The 12,799-nt window shown below is 60.8% G+C and carries 7 protein-coding genes; 4 read left to right on the top strand and 3 right to left on the bottom strand.

The genetic code is table 11. From position 1 onward, the window contains the following. Positions 1-33: 33 nt before the first annotated feature. The gene (sthA, locus tag J3P75_RS09460; protein WP_090284726.1) at positions 34-1,428 is read right to left on the bottom strand and encodes a Si-specific NAD(P)(+) transhydrogenase; all 1,395 of its coding nucleotides are present in this window, start codon (positions 1,426-1,428) and stop codon (positions 34-36) included. A gap of 201 nt (positions 1,429-1,629) precedes the next feature. After that, positions 1,630-2,676: an FAD:protein FMN transferase gene (locus tag J3P75_RS09455; protein WP_434710027.1), complete on the bottom strand. Its 1,047-nt coding sequence runs from the start codon at positions 2,674-2,676 to the stop codon at positions 1,630-1,632. A 75-nt stretch (positions 2,677-2,751) separates the two neighbouring features. On the opposite strand from J3P75_RS09455, the gene J3P75_RS09450 reads away from it, so the two are divergent. Beyond that, positions 2,752-4,053 (top strand): MFS transporter, encoded by a 1,302-nt coding sequence (locus tag J3P75_RS09450; RefSeq protein ID WP_434710026.1) that lies wholly within the window; start codon positions 2,752-2,754, stop codon positions 4,051-4,053. 171 nt (positions 4,054-4,224) lie between these two features. On the opposite strand, the gene J3P75_RS09445 is transcribed toward J3P75_RS09450, so the two are convergent. Beyond that, positions 4,225-5,688, bottom strand: coding sequence for a glyceraldehyde-3-phosphate dehydrogenase (locus J3P75_RS09445; RefSeq protein WP_434710025.1), 1,464 nt, complete (start codon positions 5,686-5,688; stop codon positions 4,225-4,227). A gap of 354 nt (positions 5,689-6,042) precedes the next feature. On the opposite strand from J3P75_RS09445, the gene mfd reads away from it, so the two are divergent. Genes mfd through J3P75_RS09430 form a run of 3 tightly spaced genes read left to right on the top strand, consistent with a single transcriptional unit; the run spans position 6,043 to position 12,770 of the window. Continuing rightward, positions 6,043-9,492: a transcription-repair coupling factor gene (gene mfd / locus J3P75_RS09440; RefSeq protein WP_434710024.1), complete on the top strand. Its 3,450-nt coding sequence runs from the start codon at positions 6,043-6,045 to the stop codon at positions 9,490-9,492. Positions 9,493-9,501: 9 nt separating this feature from the next. Further along, positions 9,502-10,068 carry a CsiV family protein gene (locus J3P75_RS09435; RefSeq protein ID WP_434710023.1) on the top strand — a complete coding sequence of 189 codons (567 nt, stop codon included), beginning with the start codon at positions 9,502-9,504 and terminating at the stop codon, positions 10,066-10,068. Between the two features lie 11 nt (positions 10,069-10,079). Beyond that, positions 10,080-12,770 (top strand): SNF2-related protein, encoded by a 2,691-nt coding sequence (locus tag J3P75_RS09430; protein WP_434710022.1) that lies wholly within the window; start codon positions 10,080-10,082, stop codon positions 12,768-12,770. Positions 12,771-12,799: the final 29 nt, after the last annotated feature.

Below are 12,799 nucleotides of genomic sequence, written 5' to 3'. Positions count from 1 at the left end.
CCCCGGCCGGCTCAGGCCACCGGCCGGAGCCCGTCAAAAAAGCCGGTTGAGGCCGTCGTACGCGGCTACCCGATAGGCTTCGGCCATGGTCGGGTAGTTGAACGTGGTGTTGACGAAATACTTCAGCGTGTTCAGTTCGCCCGGCTGGTTCATGATTGCCTGACCGATGTGGACGATCTCCGACGCCTGATAACCGAAGCAGTGCACGCCCAGCACCTCCAGGGTTTCGCGGTGGAAGAGGATCTTCAGCATGCCTTGCGGCTCGCCGGCGATCTGCGCGCGCGCCATGCTCTTGAAGAACGCCTTGCCGACTTCGTAGGGGACCTTGGCCTGGGTCAGCTCCTGCTCGTTCTTGCCGATCGAGCTGATCTCCGGAATGGTGTAGATGCCGGTCGGCACGTCATTGACGAAGCGCCAGCTGCCGTTGTCGACGATGCTGCCTGCCGCGGAACGGCCCTGGTCGTGAGCGGCACTGGCCAGGCTCGGCCAGCCGATCACGTCGCCGGCACCGTAGATGTTCTCTACACAGGTGCGATAGTTCTGGTCGACTTCGATCTGGCCACGGCTGTTGACCTTGACGCCGATGTTTTCCAGACCCAACTGATCGGTGTTGCCGGTACGGCCGTTGCACCAGAGCAAGGCGTCGGCCTTGATCTTCTTGCCCGACTTGAGGTGCAGGATCACGCCGTTGTCGACGCCTTCAACGCGGTCGTAGTCCTCGTTGTGGCGCACGGTGATGTTGTTGTTGCTGAAGTGGTAACTCAACGCCTGGGAGATTTCCGAGTCGAGGAAGCTCAGCAACTGCCCACGGTTGTCGACCAGCTCGACCAGCACACCCAGACCACTGAAGATCGAGGCGTATTCGCAGCCGATCACACCAGCGCCGTAAACGATCAGTTTGCGCGGAGTGTGGCCGAGGCTGAGGATGGTGTCGCTATCGTAGATACGCGGATGGTGGAAATCGATATCGGCCGGGCGATACGGGCGCGAGCCGGTGGCGATGATGATGTGCTTGGCGACCAGTTTTTCCACCACGCCATTGCCGCACACCACTTCGATGGTCTGCTCGTCGGCAAAGCTACCGGTGCCGAAGAACACGTCGACGCGGTTGCGGGCGTAGTAGCCGGTGCGCGAAGCGACTTGCTTGGAAATGACTTTTTCGGCGCTTTTCAACACGTCCGGGAAAGAGAACCAGCGTGGCTCACCGATCGCGCGGAACATCGGGTTGGTGTTGAACTGCATGATCTGCCGCACCGAGTGACGCAGTGCCTTGGACGGGATGGTGCCGAGGTGGGTGCAGTTGCCGCCGACCTGGCGACGGCTGTCGACCATCGCGACCTTGCGCCCCGCTTTGGCGGCGTTCATTGCCGCGCCTTCTCCCGCCGGGCCGGAACCCAGTACCACCACGTCGTAGTTGTAGACAGCCATGCGTACTCCTCAGAACAGGCCGCGGTGCCAGCAGCACCGGCGGCTAAATCACGCCGAACGGCGGCGCGAAGGAACAATTGGGGGCCAGTACAGAACCCGGACACAGTCTATAGAAGCGTCAACGCCGCGCACATTAACCCTTGGTCGCGTCGTAGGCTACTTTTGCCTGCACTACAACGCCAGCTTTCGTCTTGTCTTGAGTCAGTTTTTTGCGCCAACCAGCCGCTCGAACGCCGGACTGCTGCGGATGACAAAACCTGTATCGGCACGCTCGACAAAGAATGCAGCAATGTCATGCGTTTGGGCATAGTCCCGCGCCCTTTTCGGCCCGAGAATCAGCAACAGCGTCGATAGTCCATCGGCCATCAACGCTGAAGGATGAATCACCGTGACGGACGCCAGGTCGTGTAGGACGGGCGCACCGCTGCGGGCATCGAAGGTGTGGGAATAGCGCCGACCGTCCTGGAGAAAATAGTTGCGGTAGTCGCCAGAGGTCGAGACCGCGTATCCGTCGATTTCAATGACGCGCTCAGCGACCTGCTGATCATCGCGCGGAGCTTCCAGGGCAATGCGCCAGGGCGAACCGTCGGGTTTTCGGCCTTGTGCCTTCAGTTCGCCCGTGGCTTCGGCCAGGTAATTGTCGATGCCCATGGCGTGCAGCCTGGCGGCGATGTTATCGACCGCGTAACCCGCGGCGAGGCTGTTGAAATCGATTTCGGCGGCTGCGTCCTTGCACAACCGCTCGCCGTCGATGCGCAGATGCTGGTGGCCGACACGTTGCATCACCTCGGCGACGGCAGCGCTGGCAGGGATCTTTTCCTGCCGACCTTGCGGACCGAAGCCCCACAGATTCAGCAACGGCTCGACGGTGAGGTCGTAAGAACCTTCGCTTTCAACCGCAAGCTTTTCGCCGACACCAATCAATTCGAGCACCGACGCCGGCATGGTCTGACAACTGTTGGCCGGCAAAGCGTTGAAACGCTGGATGTCCGAATCATTGCGGTAAGTGGATAACTGACGGTCGACTTCGCCGAGGATAGATTCCACTTCGCGACGAACTTGCGCAGGATCGGCGAGCCCTGCGTGCCGCACGTATTTGACCGACCACGTGCTGCCCATGGACGCGCCGCCGACCACCTCCAGCGTGACGCCATTGCCGCAGCCGGCCAACACCGCCGCCAACATCACAAGCCCCGCCCAGCGTCCAGTTAACAAATCTTCATCTCTGCGCAAAACCATGGCGGCCATTATGAACTACAGCGCCCGCGCGCTCCTGCCGGGCGGCAAGCCTTTTTATAAAATTGAAACAGTGAGTAACCGACCATGTCCACCACCCCGGGCACCGGCAAAGCGATCTTTCGCGTTGTCAGCGGCAACTTCCTCGAGATGTTCGACTTCATGGTCTACGGCTTTTACGCCACGGCCATTGCCAAGACGTTCTTTCCCACCGACAGCGCCTTCGCGTCGCTGATGCTATCGCTGGCGACCTTCGGCGCCGGCTTCCTGATGCGCCCGCTCGGGGCGATCTTCCTTGGCGCTTACATCGACCGCCACGGTCGGCGCAAAGGCCTGATCATCACCCTGGCGATGATGGCCGCCGGTACGGTGCTGATCGCCTGTGTGCCGGGCTATGCGACACTCGGCGTTGCCGCGCCGCTGCTGGTGCTGCTCGGTCGTTTGCTGCAGGGCTTCTCGGCTGGCGTCGAGCTGGGCGGTGTCTCGGTGTACCTGGCGGAAATCTCCACGCCGGGCCGCAAGGGCTTCTTCGTCAGTTGGCAGTCCGCCAGCCAGCAAGCGGCGGTGGTCTTCGCCGGACTGCTCGGCGTCGGCCTCAACCACTGGCTGAGTCCAGAACAGATGGGCGACTGGGGCTGGCGCGTGCCGTTCCTGATCGGCTGCATGATCGTGCCGGTGATCTTCGTCATTCGCCGCTCGCTGGAGGAAACACCCGAGTTCCAGGCCAGAAAACATCGCCCTACCCTGCGCGAAATTGTCCGCTCGATCGGGCAGAACTTTGGCATCGTCATCGCCGGTATGGCGCTGGTAGTGATGACCACGGTGTCGTTCTACCTGATCACCGCCTACACGCCGACCTTCGGCAAGGCCGAACTGCACCTGTCCGATCTCGATGCGTTGCTGGTGACGGTGTGCATCGGCTTGTCGAACTTCTTCTGGCTGCCGGTGATGGGTTCGGTGTCCGACCGGATCGGGCGCAAGCCGCTGCTGCTCACGGCAACCATTCTGGCGATCCTGACCGCGTACCCGGCGCTGTCGTGGCTGGTGGCGAACCCGAGTTTCAGCCATTTGCTGATCGTCGAATTGTGGCTGTCGTTCCTCTACGGTTCGTACAACGGTGCGATGGTCGTGGCGCTGACCGAAATCATGCCGGTCGAAGTGCGCACCACCGGATTCTCGCTGGCCTACAGCCTGGCGACCGCGACGTTCGGCGGCTTCACCCCGGCGGCGTGCACTTACCTGATTCATGTGCTCGACAACAAGGCCGCGCCGGGGATCTGGCTCAGCGGCGCGGCGGTGTTGGGGTTGATCGCGACGCTGGTGTTGTTCCGTGGCAACAAGCATGAACTGCGCACTGCGCAGGCCGCGGTAGCAGGCGGCGTTCGATAGGACGTCATCGCTAGCAGGCTAGCTCCCACAAGGGATTTTCAGAGCGACGCAGATCCAATGTGGGAGCCAGCCTGCTGGCGATGAGGCCAGCTCTGCCACCACTATTCCAAAAAGGCACACAAACAAAAACGCCCCGACCAAAGTCGGGGCGTTTTCGTGTGCCGCTAAGGCTTAGCGCGGGAACGCTGGCGGATTTACATCAGCCATGTCTTCCATCACGCGAACCACCTGGCAGCTGTAGCCAAACTCGTTGTCGTACCAGACGTACAGCACAACGCGGTTGTCCTGAACGATGGTCGCTTCGGCGTCGACCACACCGGCGTGGCGCGAGCCAACGAAGTCGGTGGACACCACTTCCTGCGAATTGACGAAATCGATCTGCTTGTGCAACTCGGAGTGCAGTGCCATGTAGCGCAGGTACTCGTTCATCTCTTCACGGGTGGCGGCTTTCTCAAGGTTGAGGTTGAGAATGGCCATCGACACGTTTGGCGTCGGAACGCGGATCGCGTTACCGGTCAGCTTGCCGGCCAGTTCAGGCAGGGCCTTGGCAGCAGCGGTGGCAGCACCGGTCTCGGTGATCACCATGTTCAGCGCGGCGCTGCGGCCACGACGGTCGCCCTTGTGGAAGTTGTCGATCAGGTTCTGGTCGTTGGTGTACGAGTGAACGGTTTCGACGTGACCGTTGATGATGCCGAACTTGTCATTTACCGCTTTCAGCACCGGCACGATGGCGTTGGTGGTGCAGGAAGCCGCAGACACGATCTTGTCGTCAGCGGTGATTTCACCGTGGTTGATGCCGTGAACGATGTTCTTCAGCTTGCCCTTGCCAGGCGCGGTCAGAACAACGCGGTCGATACCCGGGCACGCCAGGTGCTGACCGAGGCCATCGGCATCACGCCATACGCCGGTGTTGTCCACCAGCAGCGCGTCTTTGATGCCGTACTGGGTGTAATCCACCTCGGTCGGGTTCTTCGCGTAGATCACCTGGATCAGGTTACCGTTGGCGGTGATGGTGTTGTTTTCTTCGTCGATGGTAATGGTGCCGTTGAACGAACCGTGTACCGAATCGCGGCGCAGCAGGCTGGCGCGTTTGGTCAGGTCGTTTTCGGCGCCTTTGCGCACGACGATGGCGCGCAGACGCAGGCCGTCGCCACCACCGGTTTTCTCGATCAGGATGCGCGCCAGCAGGCGGCCGATACGACCGAAGCCGTACAGCACGACGTCGGTGCCTTTACGTGCGGAAGCGTTCTGCTGACCAACCACGTCAGCCATTTCTTCACGAACGAACTGCTCGGCGCTGCGGCCATTGACTTCGTTACGGAATTTGAACGCCAGCTTGCCCAGATCCACCGAAGCCGCGCCGAGCTTGAGCTCGCTCATGGCTTTGAGCAGCGGGAATGTTTCGTGGACGGAGAGTTCGCTGTCGTCGGAAGAACGGTGGCGAGCAAAGCGGTGGGCTTTGAGAATCGCGATGACAGACTGGTTGATCAGACTGCGGCCATAGATCGAGCTCACCACGTTGTTATTGCGGTAGAGCTGACCGATAAGCGGAATCATCGCTTCTGCGAGTGCTTCACGGTCGATCCATTCACCAAGACACTGGTCGGGCTTCTGAGTCACGGTAACCTTCCACATGTAGGGGCAGAAAAAAGGGGCTACATTATGCCGCCGACAACCTGCCGTAGCAATGCGCGCTTGTCGCGCAATCGGTAACAAATTTCCGTTCAAAAAAATTACGCCCCGCGCCAGCCCAGTAAATACGCGGCCTGCAGCGTAGTCAATTTTTCGACGAGTGTTAGACGATGTCTGTAACCCTCCGTAACACCACCCGGTTTCGGCACTACATAACCCTATAAAAACTGCTCGTTTTTATGGTTACCACTACATTTCGTCAAAACAGCGAAGATAGACGCAGTCTGCAACTGACAGCCGGCACCGGACGCCGCTACAATTACCGACTTTGTCGCAAAGCCTGGAGCTCAACCTTCCGTGCCTGTTCTGCGTCTACCGCTACTCCCTGCCGAGGCAGGCAAACAGCACTGGGGCAATCTGCCCGGTGCTGCCCTCAGTCTGGCGATTGCCGAGGCTGCCAGCGCTGCCAAGCGCTTCACCCTGCTACTGACCGCCGATAGCCAGAGCGCTGAACGGCTGGAACAGGAGCTGAGCTTCTTCGCCCCGGATTTGCCCGTTCTGCATTTCCCCGACTGGGAAACCCTGCCCTACGACCTGTTCTCGCCGCACCAGGACATCATCTCCCAGCGTATCGCCAGCTTGTACCGGCTGCCGGAACTGGCGCATGGCGTGCTGGTGGTGCCGATTACCACGGCCTTGCATCGTCTGGCGCCGACCCGGTTCCTGCTCGGCAGCAGTCTGGTGCTGGATATCGGCCAGAAGCTCGACGTCGAGCAGATGCGCGCGCGGCTTGAAGCCAGCGGCTATCGCTACGTCGACACGGTTTATGAGCACGGCGAATTCACCGTGCGTGGCGCCCTGATCGATCTGTTCCCGATGGGCAGCAAACTGCCCTATCGCATCGATCTGTTCGACGACGAAATCGAAACCCTGCGCACCTTCGATCCGGAAACCCAGCGTTCGATCGACAAGGTCGAGTCGGTCAAGCTGCTGCCGGCGCGGGAATTCCCGCTGCAGAAAGACGCGGTCACCCGCTTCAAGGCGCGCTTTCGTGAGCGCTTCGACGTCGACTTCCGCCGCTGCCCGATCTTTCAGGACCTGAGCAGCGGCATCACACCGGCCGGTATCGAGTACTACCTGCCGCTGTTTTTCGACGAAACCTCGACGCTGTTCGATTACTTGCCGCAGGACACCCAGGTGTTTTCGCTGCCGGGTATCGAGCAAGCCGCGGAGAATTTCTGGAACGACGTACGCAATCGTTATGAAGAACGCCGCGTCGATCCTTCGCGTCCTTTACTGCCACCGGCCGAATTGTTCCTGCCGGTCGAAGACTGCTTCGCGCGCCTGAAGAGCTGGCCGCGTGTGGTGGCCAGCCAGCAGGATGTGGAAACCGGTGTCGGCCGCGAACGCTTCCCGGCGCACGCGTTGCCCGATCTGGCGATCGAAGCCAAGGCTACACAACCGCTGGCCGCGCTCGCCGCGTTTCTCGACGAGTTCCCCGGTCGGGTGCTGTTCACCGCCGAATCCGCAGGCCGTCGCGAAGTGTTGCTGGAGTTGCTCGAACGCCTGAAGCTGCGGCCGAAAACCGTCGACAGCTGGCCGGACTTCGTGGCGAGCAAGGATCGGCTGGCGATCACCATTGCTCCCCTTGATGAAGGCATGGCGCTCGACGATCCGGCGCTGGCGCTGGTCGCGGAAAGTCCGCTGTTCGGTCAGCGCGTCATGCAGCGCCGGCGTCGTGAGAAACGCAGCGACGTCAGCAATGACGCGGTGATCAAAAACCTCACCGAACTGCGCGAAGGCGCGCCAGTGGTGCACATCGACCACGGTGTCGGCCGCTATCTGGGCCTGACAATTCTGGAAATCGACAATCAGGCTGCCGAATTCCTCACCCTGGAATACGCCGAGAACGCCAAGCTCTATGTGCCGGTGGCCAACCTGCACCTGATCGCGCGTTATACCGGAAGCGACGACTCGCTGGCGCCGCTGCATCGCCTCGGCTCGGAAACCTGGCAGAAAGCCAAGCGCAAAGCCGCCGAACAGGTGCGCGATGTCGCCGCCGAGCTGCTCGACATCTATGCCCGTCGCGCCGCCCGCGAAGGCTACGCGTTTGCCGACCCGAAAGCCGATTACGCAACGTTCAGCGCCGGCTTCCCGTTCGAAGAAACCCCCGATCAGCAATCGACCATCGAAGCGGTGCGCGAAGACATGCTCGCGCCGAAACCGATGGACCGACTGGTCTGCGGCGATGTCGGCTTCGGCAAGACCGAAGTGGCGATGCGCGCGGCGTTCATTGCCGTGCACGGCGGGCGGCAGGTGGCGATTCTGGTGCCGACCACCCTCCTCGCCCAGCAGCATTACAACAGCTTCCGCGACCGCTTCGCTGACTGGCCAGTGACCGTGGAAGTGATGAGCCGCTTCAAGTCCGCCAAGGAAGTGAATGCGGCCATCGCTGATCTGGCCGAGGGCAAGATCGACATCGTCATCGGCACGCACAAGCTGCTGTCCGACGATGTGAAGATCAAAAACCTCGGGCTGGTGATCATCGACGAAGAACACCGTTTCGGGGTGCGCCAGAAAGAACAGCTCAAGGCCCTGCGCAGCGAAGTCGACATCCTGACCCTGACCGCGACGCCAATCCCGCGCACGCTGAACATGGCGGTGTCGGGCATGCGTGACCTGTCGATTATCGCCACGCCGCCAGCGCGACGCCTTTCGGTGCGCACCTTCGTCATGGAGCAGAACAAGAGCACGGTCAAGGAAGCTCTGCTGCGTGAGCTGCTGCGTGGCGGTCAGGTCTACTACCTGCACAACGATGTGAAGACCATCGAGAAATGCGCCGCCGACCTCGCCGAACTGGTACCGGAAGCCCGTATCGGTATCGGCCACGGGCAGATGCGCGAGCGCGAACTCGAGCAGGTGATGAGCGATTTCTATCACAAGCGTTTCAACGTGCTGATCGCCTCGACCATCATCGAGACCGGTATCGACGTGCCGAGCGCCAACACCATCATCATCGAACGCGCCGACAAGTTCGGCCTGGCGCAACTGCACCAGTTGCGTGGCCGCGTCGGCCGCAGTCACCACCAGGCTTACGCCTATCTACTGACCCCGCCGCGCCAGCAAATCACCTCGGACGCGGAAAAGCGCCTCGAAGCGATCGCCAACACGCAGGATCTCGGCGCTGGTTTTGTGCTGGCGACCAACGACCTGGAAATCCGTGGCGCCGGCGAATTGCTCGGCGATGGCCAGAGCGGACAGATTCAGGCCGTGGGCTTCACGCTGTACATGGAAATGCTCGAACGCGCGGTGAAGTCGATTCGCAAGGGCGAGCAGCCGAACCTCGATCAACCACTTGGCGGCGGTCCGGAAGTCAACCTGCGGGTGCCGGCGCTGATTCCGGAAGATTATCTGCCGGATGTCCATGCACGTCTGATTCTTTATAAACGCATCGCCTCGGCCACCGACGAGGAAGGCCTGAAAGATCTGCAAGTCGAGATGATCGACCGTTTCGGCCTGCTGCCGGAGCCGACCAAGAATCTGGTGCGCATCACCGCACTGAAATTGCAGGCGGAAAAGCTCGGCATCAAGAAAGTCGACGGCGGCCCGCAAGGTGGCCGAATCGAGTTCGAGGCGCAGACGCCGGTGGACCCGATGACGTTGATCAAGCTGATCCAGACGCAACCCAAACGCTACAAATTCGAAGGCGCGACGATGTTCAAGTTCCAAGTGCCGATGGAACGCCCGGAAGAGCGCTTTAATACTGTAGAGGCGCTGTTTGAGCGCCTCCTCCCGAAAACTGTTTAAGGACGCCCAATGCGCCTGTTTCGCTCGCTGACTTTGCTACTGGCTTTGGTAGCACCTGCGGCATTTGCCGACGATACCTATCAGGTCGAAATGATTCTGGTCCGCCAGAATGCCGTACCCGCCATCGTCAGTCGCGCCGCGCCGGAAGACTGGGCCGCTGGCGCGCAGCGCCTGAGCAATGACAGCCAGCGCACGCCAGCGCTGAACGACGTGGTCAGCAAACTCGGCGCCAGCGGCGACTACACCGTACTGATGCACAAAGCCTGGCAGCAGACGCTGGGCGAAACGCCGGCGAAAGTGGCGGTCAGCGACGGGCAGGAGCAATTCGGTCAGTTCCCGATCGAGGGCACGCTGGAAATGAAACTCGGCCGCTTCACTGATGTGAGTGCCGATTTCTGGGTCAATCAGATCGACGCCAATGGCCTGGTCACCGCCAGTGAGCGCCTGAAACAGGACAGCCACACCAAGAATGGCCAGCTCAATTACCTCGACAACGGCCACCTGGCCCTGCTGATCAAGATCACTTCCCTGACCGCACCTGCGCCACGGGAAGCGCCTGAAGTCGTACCGGACTGATCGAAGTCCCTATGTCACCGCCCCTGAGCAAACCGTTGGCACCCTCGTGGGTCAGCCGGTTCAAGGAACAGAGCCTGGAGCGCGGCCGCCGCTATGCCCTGGAAAACCGCGTGCGCATCGCCCAGGTCGGCGATGCGACCATCACCGCCAGTTGCGAAGGCTCTGGCGGCAGTGTCTACCGTCAGACCATTCACTTGCGCGAGTCGGCCAAAGGCACCTTGTTGCTGGTCGACGCCGGTTGCACCTGCCCCGTTCGCAACAACTGCAAACACTGCGCGGCGGTGCTGCTGAAAGTCCAGGACACCCTCGACTACCCCGCCGCCGCCAAAGACGCCGAGTTGCTTGAAAAGCTCCAGGCAGTGCTGGAAAACCGCGGCCCGAAAGCGCCGCCACAAGTGCTGGTCGACAACGTGCAACCGTTGCCACGCCTGTGGCTGGCCAGCGTCGAGTTCAGCGCCTTCGAACCACGCAACGGGCGCATGCAGCGCTATATCCAGCACCGCGCGGCGCTGTCGTTCAGCTATCTGGACGAGTACGTCAGCGGGCAGAAAAACAGCGACATCCTGATCCGTCAGGAGACCCAGACCCTGCGCGTCAAACGCCACCCCGACGTCGAGCAGTCCTACCGCGAGCAGTTGCGCATCCTCGGCTTCCGCATCGCCACAAGGCAGAGCAAAGCCCTGCCGGAAAGCGCTGGCGAACTGTATGAAATGGTCAACGACAGCGCTTGGCTGACCTTCACCCTCAACGACCTGCCGAAGTTGCGCAGTCAGGGCTGGGAACTGCAGATCGACGAAGAATTCGGCTTCGACCTGACCGCCGTGGATGACTGGTACGCCACCGTCGAACAGGCGCCGGAGCGCGACTGGTTCGATCTGGAACTGGGCATCATCGTCAACGGTGAGCGCCTGAGCCTGCTGCCGATATTGCTGAACCTGATGCGCTCGCACGCGGAAATCCTCAACCCGGAACGCCTGGCCCGGCGTCGCGATGACGAGCTGATTCTGGTCAACATTCCACAACGCAACAGCGAACACGGGCCGCTGCAAGTGGCGCTGCCGCTCGGCCGTTTGAAACCGGTGTTGATGACGCTGGGCGAGTTCTATTTACAGGAGCCGGGCGAAACCACCCTGCGCCTGAGCAAGGCGGATGCCACGCGCCTCAATTCGCTGGAAGGCATTCCACTTCTGTGGGAGGGTGGCGAGCAAATCCGCACGTTCGCCCAGCGCTTGCGCGACATCCGCGACTTCAGCGCCGAAGCGCCAGAGGGTCTGAACGCAACCTTGCGCCCTTATCAGCTCGAGGGCTTGAGCTGGATGCAATCGCTGCGGCAACTGGAAGTCGGCGGGATTCTCGCGGATGACATGGGTCTGGGCAAAACCCTACAGACCCTGGCGCATATTCTCAGCGAGAAAAACACCGGGCGCCTTGATCGGCCGTGCATGGTGGTGATGCCGACCAGCCTGATTCCGAACTGGCTCGACGAAGCCGCGCACTTCACGCCGCAATTGAAAGTGGTCGCGCTGTACGGCGCCACTCGCAAAAAGCACTTTGACCACCTCGCGGATTTCGACCTGATCCTGACCACCTATGCGCTACTGCCCAAGGACGTCGAGCGTCTGGCGAAACAGCCGCTGCACGTATTGGTGCTGGATGAGGCGCAATACATCAAGAATCCCAACAGCAAAGCCGCCCAAGCCGCGCGCGAGTTGAACGCGCGCCAACGCCTGTGTCTGAGCGGCACGCCGCTGGAAAACCATCTGGGCGAACTGTGGTCGCTGTTCCACTTCCTGCTGCCGGGCTGGCTCGGCGACGTGAAAAGCTTCAACGCCGATTACCGTGTGCCGATTGAAAAGCGCGGCAGTGAAGTCAGGCTTCAGCACCTCAACGGTCGGATCAAACCGTTTCTGCTGCGCCGCACCAAAGAGCAGGTGGCGACCGAGTTACCGCCGAAAACCGAGATCATCCATTGGGTCGATCTCAACGAAGCGCAACGCGACGTCTACGAAACCATGCGCCTGGCCATGGACAAAAAAGTCCGCGACGAGATCACCCGCAAAGGCGTGGCGCGCAGCCAGATCATCATTCTTGAGGCACTGCTCAAACTACGTCAGGTTTGCTGCGATCTGCGCCTGGTCAATGACGCCACCCTGCCCGCCCGCGGCAGCACCTCAGGCAAGCTCGACAGCCTGATGGAAATGCTCGAAGAGTTGTTTGAGGAAGGCCGGCGGATTTTGCTGTTTTCCCAGTTCACCTCGATGCTCGCGCTGATCGAAGACGAACTGAAAAAACGCAAAATCGCCTACGCACTGCTGACCGGTCAGACCCGTGATCGGCGCACGCCGGTGAAGGAATTTCAGAGCGGCAAGCGTCAGATCTTTCTGATCAGTCTGAAGGCCGGCGGTGTGGGCTTGAACCTGACCGAGGCGGACACGGTGATCCACTACGACCCGTGGTGGAACCCGGCGACCGAGAATCAGGCAACAGACCGGGCGTATCGGATCGGCCAGGAAAAACCGGTATTCGTCTATAAGATGATTGCCCGCGGCACGGTGGAAGAGAAGATTCAGCACCTGCAAAAGGAAAAATCCGACCTCGCAGCGGGCGTGCTCGACGGACGCAAGGCCGGGGACTGGAAGTTGCAGAGTGATGATATTGAAGCGCTGTTTGCGCCGTTGCCGGACAAAATCGACAAGCGATGAGATTTGCATCGCTGATTAGATAGCTTTCG

It is taken from the genome of Pseudomonas sp. R1-1 (genome assembly GCF_051132135.1).
Taxonomy (GTDB): domain Bacteria; phylum Pseudomonadota; class Gammaproteobacteria; order Pseudomonadales; family Pseudomonadaceae; genus Aquipseudomonas.
This window is presented reverse-complemented; position numbering and strand designations above follow the sequence as displayed.